The organism is Inquilinus ginsengisoli (genome assembly GCF_031453975.1).
GTDB lineage: Bacteria > Pseudomonadota > Alphaproteobacteria > DSM-16000 > Inquilinaceae > Inquilinus > Inquilinus ginsengisoli_A.
In genome coordinates this window covers 12150-29313 of record NZ_JAVDPW010000014.1, presented here as the reverse complement: position 1 = coordinate 29313, position 17164 = coordinate 12150, and the positions used below count along the sequence as shown (strand labels likewise).

Annotated in this window: 16 protein-coding genes; 1 reads left to right on the top strand and 15 read right to left on the bottom strand. The window is 65.7% G+C overall.

The genetic code is table 11. The annotated features are described in order from the left end of the window. Position 1: 1 nt before the first annotated feature. From E9232_RS31490 to E9232_RS31465, 6 genes are all read right to left on the bottom strand, one after another. Positions 2-607 (bottom strand): hypothetical protein, encoded by a 606-nt coding sequence (locus tag E9232_RS31490; protein WP_309801054.1) that lies wholly within the window; start codon positions 605-607, stop codon positions 2-4. A 73-nt stretch (positions 608-680) separates the two neighbouring features. Continuing rightward, entirely contained in the window at positions 681-923 is a 243-nt protein-coding gene (locus E9232_RS31485) for a hypothetical protein (RefSeq protein WP_309801052.1), read from the bottom strand. Next, positions 923-1117 carry a hypothetical protein gene (locus E9232_RS31480; protein ID WP_309801051.1) on the bottom strand — a complete coding sequence of 65 codons (195 nt, stop codon included), beginning with the start codon at positions 1115-1117 and terminating at the stop codon, positions 923-925. The genes E9232_RS31485 and E9232_RS31480 overlap by 1 nt, the downstream gene beginning before the upstream one ends. 459 nt (positions 1118-1576) lie before the next feature. Beyond that, a complete protein-coding gene (locus tag E9232_RS31475) occupies positions 1577-2191 on the bottom strand; it encodes a lytic transglycosylase domain-containing protein (protein ID WP_309801049.1) in 615 nt (204 codons plus the stop codon). Beyond that, the gene (locus tag E9232_RS31470; protein ID WP_309801047.1) at positions 2182-3183 is read right to left on the bottom strand and encodes a TadA family conjugal transfer-associated ATPase; all 1002 of its coding nucleotides are present in this window, start codon (positions 3181-3183) and stop codon (positions 2182-2184) included. The genes E9232_RS31475 and E9232_RS31470 overlap by 10 nt, the downstream gene beginning before the upstream one ends. 1 nt (position 3184) lies before the next feature. After that, on the bottom strand, positions 3185-4216 hold the full coding sequence (locus E9232_RS31465; protein ID WP_309801046.1) for a hypothetical protein: 1032 nt from the start codon (positions 4214-4216) through the stop codon (positions 3185-3187). A 1694-nt stretch (positions 4217-5910) separates the two neighbouring features. On the opposite strand from E9232_RS31465, the gene E9232_RS31460 reads away from it, so the two are divergent. After that, on the top strand, positions 5911-7674 hold the full coding sequence (locus tag E9232_RS31460; RefSeq protein ID WP_309801045.1) for a type IV secretory system conjugative DNA transfer family protein: 1764 nt from the start codon (positions 5911-5913) through the stop codon (positions 7672-7674). Positions 7675-7738: 64 nt separating this feature from the next. Here the strand turns inward: E9232_RS31460 and E9232_RS31455 are convergent, their stop codons facing one another. The 9 genes from E9232_RS31455 to E9232_RS31415 form a co-directional block, all read right to left on the bottom strand. After that, positions 7739-8119 (bottom strand): single-stranded DNA-binding protein, encoded by a 381-nt coding sequence (locus E9232_RS31455; RefSeq protein WP_309801043.1) that lies wholly within the window; start codon positions 8117-8119, stop codon positions 7739-7741. A 339-nt stretch (positions 8120-8458) separates the two neighbouring features. Next, a complete protein-coding gene (locus tag E9232_RS31450; RefSeq protein WP_309801042.1) occupies positions 8459-8932 on the bottom strand; it encodes a methyltransferase family protein in 474 nt (157 codons plus the stop codon). 83 nt (positions 8933-9015) lie between these two features. Further along, positions 9016-9396: an antibiotic biosynthesis monooxygenase family protein gene (locus tag E9232_RS31445; RefSeq protein WP_309801040.1), complete on the bottom strand. Its 381-nt coding sequence runs from the start codon at positions 9394-9396 to the stop codon at positions 9016-9018. A 99-nt stretch (positions 9397-9495) separates the two neighbouring features. Continuing rightward, entirely contained in the window at positions 9496-9954 is a 459-nt protein-coding gene (locus tag E9232_RS31440; RefSeq protein ID WP_309801038.1) for a nuclear transport factor 2 family protein, read from the bottom strand. Positions 9955-10059: 105 nt separating this feature from the next. After that, positions 10060-11016, bottom strand: coding sequence for an NHL repeat-containing protein (locus tag E9232_RS31435; protein WP_309801036.1), 957 nt, complete (start codon positions 11014-11016; stop codon positions 10060-10062). Between the two features lie 38 nt (positions 11017-11054). Further along, positions 11055-11885, bottom strand: a complete 831-nt coding sequence (locus E9232_RS31430) for an SDR family NAD(P)-dependent oxidoreductase (RefSeq protein WP_309801035.1) — start codon at positions 11883-11885, stop codon at positions 11055-11057. A 37-nt stretch (positions 11886-11922) separates the two neighbouring features. Next, positions 11923-15030 carry an efflux RND transporter permease subunit gene (locus E9232_RS31425; RefSeq protein ID WP_309801033.1) on the bottom strand — a complete coding sequence of 1036 codons (3108 nt, stop codon included), beginning with the start codon at positions 15028-15030 and terminating at the stop codon, positions 11923-11925. Continuing rightward, on the bottom strand, positions 15027-16112 hold the full coding sequence (locus E9232_RS31420; protein ID WP_309801031.1) for an efflux RND transporter periplasmic adaptor subunit: 1086 nt from the start codon (positions 16110-16112) through the stop codon (positions 15027-15029). Before E9232_RS31420 ends, E9232_RS31425 begins: the two co-directional genes overlap by 4 nt. A 352-nt stretch (positions 16113-16464) precedes the next feature. After that, positions 16465-17164: FAD-dependent oxidoreductase (locus tag E9232_RS31415; protein WP_309801029.1), on the bottom strand; the 700-nt coding region annotated here is incomplete at its 5' end.

Below are 17164 nucleotides of genomic sequence, written 5' to 3'. Positions count from 1 at the left end.
CTTACTGCTGTTTAGTGTCGGGTTTCGCAGGGGTCTTCGGGGTCACCAGTGGCGCCCCATCGTTGTCTGGCTCGGTCGGCGATATCGGCAGGGTCAGCATATCCGCCGCAGGCTCGGCCGGGTCGATATCATATTCCCAGATCAGCTGGTCGCCATCGCGGGCGATGACGAGGACCCGATCAAGATCCCCGATCTCATTCGACAGCCAAACGAACTCGACCTTTGCCGTCTCGGGCGGCATGCCCGGGAGCAGACCATCGGCGTCCATAAAGGCGAGCGCCGCTTGGGTGGGGACATTGCGGCCAAGCTTGTCCTCACCGCCTTTTTTGAAGCGAGCGCAGAGCCCCTTGAAGTGCAATTTGAAGGTCTGCGCCTCGATTTCGACTTGGACTGCGTCCTCGGCACCGAAGGCTAAAATTGCGCGCCGGGCGATTGCGTCGAAAATATAATTGGAAAGGGTGCGAGGGTAGAGAAGTGGCGGCAACTGTTGGGCCGCTCGACAAGCCTGGACAGCCTTCCATTCTGCCCACGCCTCTTCGATGAGGCCGCGGATCATCGGATGATAGGGGCCCAGTATCCCCTTGGCCTGTTCCGCAGTCGGGATCATCGAATCGCTCCGTATTGAGAGCCAAACGATAGGCTGAGTGCGATCTGCAAATCAAGGCGAAATTATACAGAACCTATTCAGGCTGCCGGCTCCACCGCTTCGCCGCCGCCTTCCTCGCGATCTCTGCGCGCCGCTCCGGCGTCATACTCTCGGCGCGCGCCTTCCCGCCCTTGGCGCCCAGCGCCTTCGCGGCAGGATCCTTGCCGTCATCGGCGGGCGAGCCTTCCTCGATCTCGCCCGTCGCAATGCGCATGACATGCACGGCGTTGCCGATCACATCGGCGGGCCGCTTCTCGCCTTTGGGTCCCTTGGGCATCAGTCGTCCCCATCACTGCTCATCAAGAGCAGTAGCTCATCCAGGCTCAGCGCCCGACCGAGATTGTCTCGGACGACGATCCTCTGATAACCCTGTTGCTGAAACTCCTGAAACTTATTGACGGCATCCGATGCTGTTGCCAGCTCTAAGGCTATAGCCCCGGCCGAATTGGTCGCCGCTATCGTGAATGACATTCGCCTCTCCCATGCTTTCCGCTAAGCATATAGGATGGATCGGCCGGATGCGAAGGCTGCGTCAAGGGCGGCGGATTTCAAACTGAGACACTACCGGCGGCGCCAACATACCACACGGTGTTGATCAGCCGCAGAGCCAACTTGGCCAATGCTGGTGTCAGGGTGATCTCCACCATCTCTAGTTGCCTCGTTTGGTGTGTCAGTCGGATCAATCGATGGAAATCACATCAGCACGGCGCCTTCAGCGGCGGTGCGGACGATAGGAGGTTGGCGGGTCATCCCCGAAATCGAAGTCGATATCCGACCAGCGCAGTGGCGGCGCTCGATGTGCGGTCCGGGCCCAGATCACGGCGACCGGCCAAAGGTAAAGGGTCAGCTGGAGCAAGAGGCAGACGAGCGCTTGCACGAGCCTTCTATGCCGCAGGAAGTTCATCCAGGGGAACATGACGATCCACCAGGTCAACGGCGCCCGCGGCCGTCTATTGGCCATCTGGCCCCCCCTTTCGCTCCCGGTTTGAGCTGGGCGGCAAGCGCGTCGAGCCGAGGATCCGCCCCGGCGGTCGGCACTGGAGCCTCCGGCAGGAGGCCTGCAGTCGTGCCGGCGGCTCGACGCTGCCGGATCGTGCGAATGGCTGTCAGAGTCTCCCGAACGGCTCCGGCGTACCGACGTCCGCCAGCGACGTTGTTCGGGCCCGCGTTGTAGGCGGCGACAGCCGTCCAAAGGTCATGCCCGGTCGCCTCCATCATCTCGCGCAGGATCTGCGCCCCGGTCAGCAGGCACACACACCAGTTGCCGAGCAGCTGGTCACGAGATATGCCGATCGCGGCAAGCCGGTCGAAGTGGCGCGAATTCACCTGCATCAGACAGACATCTTCGGTGCCGTTCCGATTCGACCCATTGGTGATTTCAGGTTGCCAGCGGGATTCGACGTACGACATCGCCAGCAACACATCTGCGTCGACCTGTGCCAGGCGCGACGCCCGAGCGAAACAGCTCTCGCCGCCGGCGGCGGCCGTCGAGCCAGTCGCGATCAGCACCGCGAGAGCGACGCCGGCGGCACGCGCTAGTGCCACGTGTCGGCGTCCGCGTCGTAGCGCAGGACCTCCCGGATCTCGCCCTCGCGAGTTTCGATCAACTCCGTGACGCGGCGCCGGACCTCGTCACCGACACGGACCTTCCGGACATGCAGGACGAGCCTCAGGTTCGAACGCACCGTCTCGTCGTGGACAGCGATCGGAATGCTCGGATTGGCAGCGGCCAGGAGGTGGCGCAGACGGAGAAAGGTGTCGCGGGCACTGTTGGCGTGAACGGTCGAAAGGGGCACGGAATGGCCCGTATTGCGCGCCGCAAAGAGTGCCGCGGCGGCTTCCGGCGTGCGCACCTCGCCCACGATGATCTTGTCGCCCCGCATCCGCAGCGTATTGGTGATCAGCGCATCCATCGTCACCGTGAGCTGGTCGTCTGCGTGGCGGCGCCGGCGAGCCGCCTCTAGCTGTACCGCATGCGGATGCCCAGGCGCCAAACCCTCTGTGGTGTCCTCGACGATCAGCACCCGCTCATCGCGCGGGATGAACTGCGTGAATGCGCGAAGCAGCGTAGTCTTGCCGCTGCCGGTGCCGCCGGCGGTCATGACGCTGTCGCCATCCGCGATAGCCTGCTCGACGCGACGCGCGATGCGTTCGTCCAGCATATGCAGCCGCAGTAGGTCGTCCAACGACATGCGATGCTTCGGGCTCGGACGGATCGTGACGGCGACATAGCCAACCGAATAGGGCGGCAGGATCGCGTTGACACGGCTGCCGTCCTCCAGCCTGGCATCCAAGATAGGATGGGTGTCGCCGTCTATGTCCTGGCGCAGGTGATGCGCAATCTGCCGAACGAACTCCTCGAGCTGCGCGTCATTCTCGAAGCGCGCGTCTGTGAGATGCAACCGCCCGCCTCGCTCGACATAGATGTTCGACGCACCGTTGATGCAAATCTCCGTGACGTCCGGATCCTCAAGGAAGGGATGAATTGGCTTGCCGTAGTACTGCAGCAGCGGATTGCGCTGTTCCGGTGGCACCATGCTATGCCTCCGCCTCCGCCGCGCTGGCTTTCGTCGCGTCCGCTCCCTCCCTCGCCGCGGCCCCGTCGCCGCGACTGTTCCGACGGACTGGCCGCGATCGCACCTCCCGCTTCAACGCCAGCTCAATGAGCTTCGCCGCCAAATCGTCTTCGTCGATGTCCACGCCATAGTGGGCGTTGAACGCGTTCCTGTACTCGACGAAATCGCTGTAGACATCCGCAGGGAGCTGCACGCGCTTCAGCGTGCAAGGAGCGGCCTGCGTCGGGGCAATAGAAAGCTTAAACGGCTTGTTCGCCATGCTGCTGCTGGTCCTGTCATAGACAAGGTCGAGGGGGATCGCACGCCCTCCAGCAGCAATGCGACGGACGGCATCATTCAGTGGCACCAGCTGAATGTCAACCAGCCTCAAATATCCTTTCAGCTTGGTCGACGCATAAGGGCACGCTGCAGTGTCCCGCACCCGCTTCCACTCCCCCTGCAGTAACCGCAGCAGCGCCGCCATCTGCTGACGCAAGCCACGAAATCCCGGCATTGCATAGATTCCGGAGATCACGCGCCGGATATCCGTGTCGTCATCCCGCTTTCTGACAGCGATCTTCACAGCCGTTACCTGTGCTTCGAAGGCCTCCGGCGTCAGGCGCCAGGTCCAGCGCGGCACGCTGCCGGCGGCAGGCAGAATCAGCGCCTCGAACCGCTCGTCGAAGATCAGCCGAGAGCGCTTGTCTGTGACGCTCCGAAGCCGCTCGACATCCCTTGCCGGATGCGCACCGTCGGTCAGAAGGACGACATATTCAAACTCGAACCTGTCGTGACGCGGATAGAGAAACAAGCGTGCGTTGGCCAGTCCCCTCGCCTTCCGATTGGCGCGCTGGATAGCTGTCAATCGCACTGCGTAGTGCGCTGACATTTTCGCTGCAAACTGCTCGGCTTTCGTCACGTGCACTGTGCCGTGGAAGTACCAGACATATCCCTTTGCAATGTGCCGCAGCATGTCTTGCATGATTCCGGCCTTGTGCACGTAAACATTCATCACGATCGGACCTCATTTTTGCGGCGAAACGCAGGAGGAGTTGCAGACCAAACGGAAATGGAAAGAAGATTTAGATATAGAAATAATAAGCGGCAACTGAGAAATAGAAAGAGGTTCCTTGCGCGGAGCGCTTCCGCGATAGCGGAAAAGGCTTGGCGACTAGGCGGGGATCATGCATCTTCTCGCGGTCGCGGTTATACCGTGGCCGGCTTCAGACGCCGGTATGGATGGGACCAGCCACCCCGCCCTGCCGCCAAGCCGTGGCCGAAGGCCACCCCGTGCGCGACGCCATCGCGCCGGCCCACGACACCCGGACCAGCAACCCTGTTGCGCCGTCCGGGTGGAGACCGGAGGCCGACGCTATGAACGGAGCACACGGACCCGCCAGAGGCGGAAACACTCGTGTTTCCGCCTCGCCAGCGGAACACCTTCAGCCACAACGCTTCGCGGCCCTGCCTTGCACAAGGAGGACAGGAGGGCCGCCCACCCATGCCACGCAACCTTAGCCGCGCGTCCGGGCTGCCAACCCGGGCGCATCTCACTGCCGTAGCCGGATGCCCGTAATGGGGCTCGTCCGGCTGCAACGGGCGCTCGGGGGTGCAATTCCCCCGTTCGACCCAATCGGATCTGGAACAGGTCGAGACGTTGGGCGACGCGGACACGGGCCCCGTGGTGACACGGGTAGCCCTGTCCAGTTGGAGAGCGGGTAATCAGCCCCGCCCGTGGGCGGCTCGAGAGGGTCGAACGCGTGCCGATCAGGTGGGCTTCACGCCCGGCGGGAAACCGCCGGGAGGCCACCAGGGGAAACCTCGGATGGCTGGTACTCGCTGGGGCAACCTGGCGAGATCGATGGATAGCTCAAGCCTGTAACTGCATCCGCCCGAGGATGCACATCGGAGAGCAAGAGCCAGTGCCGGGGGCTGCAGTCCCTCGGTGATCGAAGCTGGAAGCGATGCGGTGAGTAGGGGAGATGCTTTGGAACCTCGGTCCCCCGAAATCTGAGATGAAAGGACATAGGCCTAACCGACATCGTGAGGCGCTGGCGGTCTGCTCGTTAAGACCGACTGGAATAACGCGGGAAAGCCTAAGGCCGGACCCGGGTGGCACCGGGTCTGACCGTCCTTGGCAGGACGGTCACGGCTATGGCTGGGAGCGTCGGTGAGTAGGTGAAAAACGCCCCTGGTGGTTCGATCGAAACCCTGGGCGGAGCGATGGCGTCGGCGGGAGGGTGGCCCCCTCCCCTCGGCACCTGGACAACCGAAAGCTGACAGCAGTGAGAGCGGCCTGGGCTTGGCAGCCCGGGTTGTGTGTGCGGTCCGTGAGCGCTTGGCAGCGCGAGCGGGCGAACGCCCCTAACGGGGCTTCATCTGATCAAACCGGAGAATCGACATGACGCGACAGACAGACCCGCCCAATCCCGGGCAATCGACAACCATGGAGGATCCATGACGACCATCAATCGTGACGCCGCAAAATCGCCCTCGCGGGTGGCGGCGCGCGACGGCGGTTGTTCCCCCTGGCTCGACGCCTGGGGGGACGGCCCTGTCGCCGCGCTCGCCGTTGCCGTCCGGTCGGACCGGCGGTGGCAGAGGACGGCGAGCGATGGGCGTGCGCTGCAATAGCGGACGCCTTCATGGTGCCGGTCGGGGATCTCCCCGGCCGGCGCGCATTGACCCTTGATCAGGGATCGGCAGACGATGATGGACGGGTTCGTTTTCAGGCTGCAGCAGGCCGGCGATGCGATGTGGATCGGGGTGCTGCGGTGGGGGTATCCGGATTTCCCGCTCTGGGTGCTCGGCCTGGTGGCCCTGAGCATCCTTCTGGGGTGGCCCGGGGCGCGACCACACGACGAAAAGGCCAGCCATCATACCCTCTGGTGGCGGGTGCGGATCGCCGCCCTCGGCGCCGCAATCCTGGGAATCGCCTTCGCAGCGCTGTACCGGATGCTGGCGTACCGGGTTCTCGCGCCGGATGCCGCCGCCGCGCTGATCGGGGCCATCATCGATCGGTGGTGGATTCTCGCCCTCGCCGTGCCGGCGCTGGCCGTGATGCTGCGGGTCGGTTTCGTGCGGTACGGCCGCCCCTGGATATCGGCCAGGCTGCGTGACGCCCGCGTGCGCCAACGCACGGAGGTGCTGTCGGACATTCGCGACGAGGTAGGTCGCTGGGACGCCGTCAAGTTCGACCCCCGATCGTTCTATCGGAGCGGCCAGGTCTTCACCGCGATCAACGACAACATGGATCCCGTGCAGATCCCGCTCGCGACCTTCCTGGAAACCAACAAGTGCGTGATCGGTGCAACCCGCTACGGCAAGGGCGTGACATTCCAGAGCTGGGCGGATCAGGCCATCATGCGCGGCGATGCCGTCTGGATGATCGACCCCAAGGGCGACGACTTTCTGCCGGCGATCATGCGTGCCCGGGCCAAGGATCTCGGCCGCCCGTTCGTGATGATCGATCTGCGCGACGACGGCTTCGGCACCTGGTCGCCGCTCGAGCATGGAACGCTCGAAGAGCGGCGCACCAGGATGGTCGAGCTGCTGAACCTCGCCGAGACGGGAACCAACGCGGACCATTACAAGATTCTCGCCGCCGGCAAGCTCCTCGAGGCGATGGAAAAGTCGACGAGGTCGAGCCTGGCCGGGATCCTGGCCGAGCTGGGCAAGCTGGACCTGACCGAGAAGGAGGATGAAGCCCTTGCCTCCCCTCGCGAGAAGCTGCGGCGCCTGTCGAAGCGCCGCGGGCTCACGCCTCGATCGGGCCGCGGCCTCAACACCGAAGACGCCCTCACGAACAGCGCGATCGTCTATATCGTCGGCTCGCTGAGCGACGCCGACATCAAGCTCGCCACGCGGCTCATCTTGCGGGAGCTGGTCGACACCGCAACGCGGCTGAAGAAGCAGCGGACGGCGCCGCTGTCGATCTTCGTCGACGAGCTGCGGTTCTTGGCCTCCGACACGATCACCGGCGCGCTCGCGACGGCCCTGGGCGCCGACATCAACATCACCGTCGCCTTCCAGTCTTTCGGCGACATGGTGAAGCCGGACGATGTCCGTCTCGACGGCGACGCGATCCTGCAATCGGTGCTGACCAACTGCCAGCTCAAGCTCATCTTCGGCGGCACCGATGCGGCCACGGCCGAGTGGGTGGCGAAGGCGTCGGGAACAGTTCGGAAGCGTGTGGCGAAAATGGAGCGGACGAAGGTCGGCGCCTTGGGCGGCGAGGTCTGGGAGGACCAGCGCATGCTCGGTGAGGAGGAGGAGGCGCTGATACCGGAGAACGTCACTCTGACGCTGCCCCGCGGCCGCGCAGTGATGTTCCAGCCCGGGCAGCTGGCGACCGTTGTCCAGGTGGCGCCGATCCGCACGCCCGAAACGGAGGCGGTGGTGGAGGCGAAGCTGCAGGGCCTGGGCCTGTCGGCGCCGGCGGCGGCGCCACAGCTTGAGGCGCCGAACCCATGAAGTAAGGGGGTGGCGATAGCCACCCCCTTGGCCGGACGAGCCGCACGAAGCGTCAGCCCGGTGCTCAATAAGGGATCTCGTCGTCGTAGCCTTGCGGCTCCGGCTCGGTCTGACCTTCCTTCTTCCTCTGCAGGAAGCGGAACGTCTGGATCTTGAGGTTGACACCCGAAGAATAGGTGCCGTCCTCCGCCTTCCTCTTCCACGGGTCCAGGATCCCTGCGACGTAAACCAGATCTCCGACCTTGTACTTGCTGGTGATGCGGTCGATGAGTTCCGGTTGCCAGGAGGTTAGATCGTGCCAGCGAGTGCGCTCGACCCAGTCCTGCTTTTCGTCGTCGAAGTAGTTGGCCTGCTCCGCGAGAGAGAGAAAGATCCGCTTTCCATCCGAGTAGTTCTGGACGTTGAACGAACCGATACGACCGATAAGCTTCCACTCATTCAGCATGTGACCCTCCATATGGGATGAAGGGCCGCCCCGGTTCCGATCGGAACCGCTGTAGCGGCCCGATCGGATTGAGACGAGGCCAGCTTGCGCCTCGGGGTTTTCGGGTCAACGCCGAAAACTCGATTCCGACCGGAACATAAAGAAATATTCAATGCCGCAGCATCGCGGGCACAGCCACGGCGAGTCCGCCCCTGCCCTGCCCGACATCGCGCCGATCGCCGGCGTGAACTTCAGGCCCGGCAGCCATGCGGCCGCCATGGCAGCGAGCCCGATTACCGCGCCGGCATCGGGCCGGGCCGATCTCCGGCCCGGTCCTCCACCTACGCAGCGGCGGAATAGTCAGAGCCATCGGCGAACCTCGGCCTTGTAGCGGCGGTAGTCGTCGCCGAACTTCGCTTCGAGATAGCGCTCCTCGCGGGCGATCACCTGCGTCTGGATCACGATCAGCACCAACGGGAGCAAGGCGAAGGCGATCGGCCCGTCGAAGCCGATCGCAAGGCCGGCATAGATAAGCGCCATGCCGAGATACATGGGATTGCGGGTCCACCGATAGGGACCGGTCGTTGCGATGAGGGTCGTTGGCTGCGACGGCGGAACGTTCGTGCCCAGCCGCCGGAACAGCCCCGCCGCCGCAAGCATCATCGCCGTGCCGGCAACGCACAGCAGCGCGCCCGTCGCGACCAGCAACCGCCAGTCGATGCCGAAAGAGCCCAGCGTGACGAACCGATCCACCGCCAACCCCAACAGCAGCGCTCCCAGATAGACCAAGGGCGGAGGGAAGCGCACACCCGCGCTGTCCGGTTCGACGGCCATGCTCATCTCCAATCTGCGCTCTCAAACCAGCATCGAGTGCTGGGCGGAGATACCCGTCATCGCGCCTCGCCATATTTCCCGAGTCAGGCCGTGCAGAAGCCGGGGACGGCGACCTTTTGGAACAGGTGCGGTCTGGCTACGACCGATGACGGATATGCTGGAAGTTTCGCGAGGAACTCGGGATCAGCGAAGGCGGCGCGGACCGCCTCGGTAGATTCCCACACCACATAGTTCAGGTAAGTCGGGCTATCGCCGATCGCTCGATGTAGTTGCATGGAAATGAAGCCCGGTTGCTTCGTTATGATCACGGCAGCCGCCTTGAAAGCGTCCAGGAAACCCGCTTCGTCGGCGGGATCGACGACCGTGAAGAGGTTGATGAGCACGAGAGGCGCGGCCGCGATACCGAGTTGGCGCTGAAACGGAAATTTCTCGTCTAGAGGTTTGAATGGTTTTACGGCGGCCATGGTGGCGCTCCTGTCTATTGTGAAATTAAAACTGGCGTGATCGATGCTGCTTGCGCTCAAGCGAACTGCAGCGGCGCCGTGGAGGCTCTGTAGGCTACACTAGCCTGCGATCGGTTCGGCCGCGGCTTCGGCGACACCGCATTCCGCTTGGACCGTCAGAGCCCGGTCCGCGGCCTGCGAATCGAAGTACTCCTCAAGCGCGCGGACCTTGCCCCACTTCAGGGTGAAGACGTGCAGGCCGCGGTTCTCGTACCGTCCACGGCCATCGAGGAGCGCCTCGCTGGCCCTCCATCGCGCGAACACAGTGGTGTTCCAAGGCCCGCCTGTCACCCACACCTCGTCGAGCGTTATGCGAAGCGTGGGGAAGACGCGTCCCATGCGTTCGAACCACCGGCGAACGGCCTGCTTGCCGCGTCGCTCGCCTCCGAGCGCGTGCGTTCCGGAAACGCGATGATGGACGTCCGGCGCCATATCCTTGACCGCGTCATCCCATCGGTGGTGGTTCACGTCGTCGAAGCTCTGGCGGATCTTTTTCTTGACGATCATGGCGTAGACCATGGCGCTGTCCTTGTTGTTGCGCGGTCTCCCGCCGGCCGGATCGGCCAACGGCGCTGCTGGATCTGCGGTCAGTTTTGGGTGCGGCGCGCCTGAGCGGCCGTTTCGCTATCGGTCGGCCTTCACGGCGCGGAGCTGAAAGCTCTTCGGCATCTGTCCCTTCAGCGAGGGATCGACGAGGTTCACGATCTGACCTTCGGCCACCCAGATCACGTCGCCGACACGGGCGAGCCCAGTCGGTCCGGCGAAGTCCTTGATGGTCGTGAGCGTCGCCTTGCCGTCCGCGATCGTGACCCGCGACAGGGGCCCGCCGCCCTCCACCATCAGGAAGCCGGAGCCGTCAGCCTTGAGGCCATCCGGGAACTTCAGGGGCCGCGGCGTCTCGATCTTCCCAATCTTGCCGACGGACCCGGACTTCACCTCGAAGCGGAACAGTTCGCCGCTCATGAAAGTGTTGGCGTAGAGGGCGCCGTCGGCGCCGAACGCGAGGCCGTCGAGGCCTCCTTTCAGCCTTTCATCCTGCGCCCAGACCTCCATCTCGGACCCGCCGGGCTTCAGGCGGAGGATCTGCGGCTGGGCGGTGTTCGAGGCGTAGAGAGAGCCGTCCGGGCCGAGGACCATGTCGTTGCAGATCGCAGGGCCGGCCGGCAGCGGGACGCTGATCCTGCCTTCGCCGGTCTTGAAGTCGAAGCCCTTCACGAACGCCCCCTCGACATCGCTCGGGCCCTTGGCGCCGAGCCGCGACGCGTCGTTGGAGCAGACCCAGAGCAGCCCGTTCGCCTCGTCGGCCAGCACGCCGAACGTCGAGCGCGTCCCGAAGGCCCCGGGCTTGATCCAGACCTCCGCTTCCGTAGATCCGGGCTTCGCGCGCACGACGCCGCCATTGGTCAGGCTCCCGGCGTAGAGCGTGCTGTCCGAGGTGGCCGTCAGGCTTTCGGGAAACGGCGAGCTTGCGGGGAGGGCGATCGCCGGCTGCTCCGCCGATGCGGCGGAAGCGCAGGTGAATACGGTCCCGGCGGCAAGGCCCATGGCGGCCAGGATGCTATAGCTTCGCGTTCCAAACATCTGTCTCTCTCCCTGATTGTCTGTTTGAGGTGAGCGCTTCAGCCGATGGCGGCGGGTTTCTTCGGCCGCATGCTCGCCATGGCCTGTCCCATGATCGAGGTGCGCGCCCAGCGCGGCAGGGGCGCGAGCGACCAGCCGAGGAGCTTCGCCACGAAGCCCGGGCGCACGGTTCCCGATCGGCCAAGCGCGGATACCGTGGCGCGGGCGACGTCCTTGGCGGTCGCGGCGAAGCCCATCGTCATGTTGGCGCGGTCGGCGAAGCCGCTGTGGGTCGGGCCGGGGGCGGTCGCGAGCACGTCGACGCCGCGCGGCTTCAGCTCGCGCGCCAGTCCATCGGCGAGGGTCTGCACGAACGCCTTGGTCGCGGCGTAGTTCGCGGCGCCTGCCGCTCCTTGGAAGGCGAGGACAGAACTGAACAGGACGAGGCCGCCACGGCCGCGCTTCGCCAGCCGCCGGCCGAACACTGACGAGATTTCGACGACCGACCGGCAGTTCAGGTCGATCATGTCGAGCTCCGCCTCCAACGGCGCGTCGAGGAGTTCGCCCGAAGTTCCGAACCCCGCCGCCGCGACGACCAGTCCGACGTCCAGGTCGGCTGTCGCCTTATCGAGCTTCGCGGCCCCGCCCCGCGGGCCGAGATCGCTCGCCACGACCCGTGTCTCGACCCCGGTCCGGCCAAGCTCGGCGGCGAGCGCGTCGAGAGCCTCCTGCCGCCGGGCGACCAGCACGAGGCTGAAGCCGTCCTGGGCGAGTTGCTCGGCGATGGCGCGCCCGATGCCGTCGGACGCGCCCGTCACGAGCGCCCAAGGGCCGTAGCGGCGGAGGTTCTGGCTCGGGTTTCGGGCCCTGTCGGATGCTTGAAGGCTCATGTCGGTTCTTCAGGCTGTCGGTCGTTGATTGGATGGCTCAGGCGTGGGCGGGCTGGGCCGCCGCGATCGGGCCCGGGTTCGCGCCCGTCTCCGGCCGGATGCGGAACCAGATCGAGTAGAGCGCGGGCAGGAAGAACAGGATGAGGCCGGTGCCGGCGGCGGTGCCGCCGATCAGGGTGTAGGCGAGCGAGCCCCAGAACACGGAGAGCGTGAGCGGCATGAAGGCGAAGACGGCGGCGAGCGCGGTCAGCACCACGGGCCGCGCCCGCTGGACGGTGGCCTCCACCGCCGCCTGGTAGGGGCTCATGCCCTCCTCCTCGTTGGTGTGGATCTGGCCGATCAGGATCAGCGTGTTGCGCATCAGGATGCCGGAGAGCCCGATCATCCCGAGGATGCCGTTGAAGCCGAACGGCACGCCGAACAGGAACAGCGTCGGCATGACTCCGACGAGGCCGAGCGGCGCGGTCAGGAACACCATGAACATCGCCGAGAAGCTGCGGACCTGCAGGATGAGCGTTAGCAGGATGAAGCCGACCATCACGGGGAAGATCGGGACGAGCGCCGCGTTGGCCTTGGCGGATTCTTCCGCGTTGCCACCGATCTCGATGCGGTAGCCCGCAGGCAGCGCCTCGATCGTCGGCTGAAGCGCCTCGAACACCTCCGCGGTCACCTGCGGCGGCTGCAGGCTCTCGTCGATGTCGCTCTGCACGGTGATCGTCGGGATGCGGTTGCGGCGGCGCGTCACCGGGTCTTCCGGACGGGCCTTGACATGGCCGATCTGGCTGAGCGGGACCGGCGCGCCGTCGCGGTTGACGATGGTGAGGTCGCCGAGGCGGCCGAGGTCGGGCGCAGCGCCGAGGTCGCTTCGCACCACGAGAGCGACGGCGCGGATGTCCTCGCGGACCTGGCTGACGGTGACGCCGCGCAGCAGCACCTGGAGCTGATCGGACACGTCCGCCGTGGTGAGGCCGATCGACTGCAGGCGGTCCTGGTCGAGGACGAAGCGCGCGGTCGGCGCCCGCTCGCCCCAGTCCTGATTGACGGTGCGGGTGTTGGGATTGGCCGTCATGACGGCTTGGACCGTGTCTGCGATCCCGCGCAGGACCTGCGGGTCCGGGCCCATGACCCGGAAAGAGACCGGGAACCGCGAATAGGGGCCGAACACGAGCTGGGAGACCCGCACCTGCGCCTCCGGCGCGAGGCCCTCGGCGATCTCCTGGCGCGCCTTGAGCTTAAGGGCCTCGCGCTCCGCCTCGCTGCCCGTCAGCACGATGATCTTGGCGAAGGACGGGTCGGGCAGTTCGGGATTGTAGGAGAAGAAGAAGCGCGGCGCGCCGGCCCCGACATAGGCCGTGACGATCTTGGCTTCCGGCTGCTTGAGCAGCCAGTCCTCGACGCGCTTCGTAATGCTGCTGGTGACGTTGATCCCCGTGCCTTCCGGCATCTGGACCTCGAGCAGCACCTCCGGCCGGTCAGAGGTCGGGAAGAACTGCTGCTTGAGCGCGCCCATGCCGACGACGGACGCGGCGAACATCAGGGCCACGGCGCCCGCGACCACGAACTTGCGCCGGATCGACCACCGCACGAGGCGCCGGAAGCGTTCGAACATCGGGGTCGCGTAGATCTGCCCGTGCGCGTCGCCCGGGAGCTTCTTGATGTCGGGCAGCAGCTTCACGCCAAGGTATGGCGTGAAGGCCACCGCCACGACCCAGGACGCCAGCAGCGCAAAACCGGTCACCCAGAAGATGTTGCCGGCGTATTCGCCCGCGCTCGACGCCGCGAAGCCGACGGGCAGGAAGCCGAACACCGTGACGACGGTGCCGGCGAGCATGGGAGCGGCGGTGTGAGACCAGGCGTAGGTCGCGGCCTCGACGCGGCTCAGGCCCTCCTCCAGCTTCACCACCATAATCTCGATCGCGATGATGGCGTCGTCGACCAGCAGGCCGAGCGACAGGATCAGCGCGCCCAGCGTGATGCGGTCGAACATGCGGCCGGTGACCATCATGATCACCAGCACGATCGCGAGCGTCAGCGGCACTGCGGCCGCGACCACGACGCCGACCCGCCAGCCGAGGCTGATGAGGCACACGACCATGACGACGCCAAGCGCGACGTAGAACTTCAGCATGAACTCGCCGACCGCCTCGTCGATGTTGACCGCCTGGTCGGACACCTTCGAGAGCGTCACGCCGACGGGCAGATCCGCGCCGAACGTGTTCTCGGCCGTTTCGAGAGCCTTGCCGAGATCGAGCCCGTTCCAGCGCTCCTTCATGACGACGTTGAGGAGCAGCGCTTCCTCGCCGCCGTTGCGGACGAGCAGCGTCGGCGGGTCCTCGTAGCCTCGCTCGACGGTCGCGATGTCGGTGAGCTTCAGCGTCCGCCCGTTCGAAACGATCGGCGTGTCGCGGATGCGGTCGAGGCTGTCGAGCGCGCCGTCGAGGCGCATGAACACTTCCGGTCCTGAGGTCTCGACCGAGCCCGCAGGGGTGACGGCGTTCTGGCGCTGGAGCGCGCCGAAGACGTCGTTGGGGCTGACCCCGAGCGTCGACAGCCGCGCATAGGAGAAGTTGACGTAGATCCGCTCCGGGCGCTCGCCCATGATGTCGACCTTCTTCACGCCCGGCACCTGAAGCAGACGCTGGCGGACGGTCTCGGCATGGCGCACGAGCTGCCGCTCCGGCAGGCCATGGCCTTTCAGCGCGTAGACCGCGAAGGCGACGTCGGAATACTCGTCGTTGACGAAGGGACCGAGCGCGCCCTGCGGAAGCTTCGTCCTGAGGTCGCCGAGCTCGAGCTTTTTGCGCGCCTCGTAGAACTGGCCCGCGACCGCCTGCGGCGGCGTCGAGTCCACGAGGTTGAGCGTCAGCAGCGCGAGGCCCGGGCGCGTCAGGGTCTCGACACGGTCGTAGTACTGCAGCTCCTGGAGCTTCTTCTCGATCGGGTCGGCGACGAGATCCTGCATCTCCTGCGCGGTCGCGCCCGGCCATACCGCCGTGACCGTCATGACCTTGACGGTGAACAACGGGTCCTCGCCGCGGCCGAGCTTCACGTAAGCGACCGCGCCCGCGACGATGATCGCGATGATGAGGAAGAGCGTGATCCCACGCTCGCGGACGGCGAGCGCTGAGAGGTTCCAGCCGCTCATCGCATGGAGGCCTTGTTCTCGGCCACGCGGATTTCTTCGCCGCCCTGCAGGAATCGCCCGCCGGTCGCGACCACCGTCTCGCCGGCCGCGACGCCCTCCCCGAGCGTGGCGAAGTCCGCGCCGAGGCGCGCGACCTTGACGGCGCGCCGCTCGAGCTTCGGACCGTCCGTGACAGTCCAGACGAAGTAGCCCGAGCCATCGTCGTTCAGGGCAGCGAGCGGAACTCGCACGCCCTCGGCGGCGCCGTTGATCGCTACGCCCACGGTGACGGTCGCGCCGAGCGGCGCGTTGGCGGCGTCTCCGGCCAGCACGTAGCGCGCCTCGTAGGTTCGGGTGCGCGGATCGGCGGCGTCGGAGAGCTGGCGCAGGGTCGCCACGCCCTTCAGTTGGCCGCCGTACAGGGTCGCCTGCGCCTGCGATCCGATCTTCGGGCGCACGCTCTCCGGCAGGCTGATCGACGCTTCGCGAGATCCGCTGCCGGCGATGCGCAGGACCACCTGACCTGCCGAAACCACCTGGCCAGGTTCGCCGAGCGTCTCGACGACCACGCCGTCTTCGTCGGCGTTCAGGACCGAGTAGGCGCTCTCGTTCCGCGCCATCTGGGCCTGGGCCTTGGCGGCCTCCAGTTGGGCGTTTGCGGTGTCGAGCGCGGCCTTGGCCTGCTCGTAGCGCTGCTGCGTCGACCATCCGGCTTTGCGCAGCTTGCGGTAGCGGACTTCATCGGCGGCCGCCTGCTTCTGCACGGCCTCCGCCGACGCCACCGCCCGCTCGCGTGTCGTGATGGCGAGATCAAGGTCGGTGCGGTCGATCCGCATCAGCGGCTGGCCAGCCTTCACCACCGCGCCCGTGTCGACGAGACGCTCGACGATCTTTCCAGGCACGCGGAAGCCAAGATTGCTCTGCACCCGCGCGGCGATGACGCCGGTGAAGGAGCGGCGCTGCTCGGCCGCCGCCTCCACGGTCACGGTCTGGACGATCCGGGCCGCCTGACGCGGGTCGGCCTGCGCCTCCGGCTTGCAGGCGCCGAGCGCAAGCGCCACGGTCGCGACGCCAACAAGACTGATGGTACGGGCGGTGTTCATGGGCGCGGCCTCGACATCGCTGAATGTGCATATGATTGAAAGAGCCACGCCACCGACGGCGCGATCGCCATCGGCGGCGGCTCGTCGAACAGCGGAACGGCGGGGATCGCTCAGCGACCGTTCCGATGGCGACGTAGAGCGGATAGAAAGCCGCCTTTTTCGTGCGGCTCCTTACGTGTACAGATCAGCCTCTCGTCGGGAGGCGTGTTGTCGAAGGAGAAGTCCTCGACGCCGTGGGCGAGCGGCAGCCTGGGATCCTGATCTGGTACTTGATCGAGCGCGCTTGCTTTTCGCTGATGTGGCGGTGAGCAGGTTGCCGACGATGCGTTGCAGCTCTTGCTGGTGCTTCACCTCAAACCAGCATCGACTGCTGGGCGAAGATGCCCGCCATCGCGCCCTGCGATGATGCCAGGGTGACCGATGGCGGCGTGAGGGGGTTGGCGAGGTCGCCGGCGGCGTAGATGCCGGGCATGCTGGTTTCGCGGCGCTCGTCGACCTTGAGGATGATGCCGAGGGGCGTATCGACCGTGGCAAGGCCCAATGACTCATGCAGGCTTGCGGACGGCTTGTTGCGCGGATGGGCGAACAGGATGTCGACCGCGACATCGGGGCCGGTATCGAGCTTGACGGTGGCATTATGGCCCCCGTGATGGGCGATCCCGGTGATCCGGCCATCGACGACAGGTGTGTTGCGGCGCGCCAGATCGGCCCGGATATCGGGCGGAATGTCATGACCATCGGCGAAGACCGTCAACCTGTCGGTCCAATCGTGGAACAGCCTGACCTGATTGTGCGACTGCCGGCCGGACCAGACGAGGCCCCAATGCTGGCCGGCGACTTCAAAGCCGTCGCAATAGGGGCAGGGCACGATGGACGTGCCCCAGCCTTCGGCAAAGCCCGGAATATCGGGCATCTGGTCGGCGACGCCATAGCTCAGGATCAGGCGGCGCGCGCTGAGGCTTTCGCCATCGGCAGTGAGGACGGAGAAATCGTCGATGGTGCCGGAGATGCTGTCGGCCCGGGCATTGACCAGCCTGATCGTGGGATAGCGC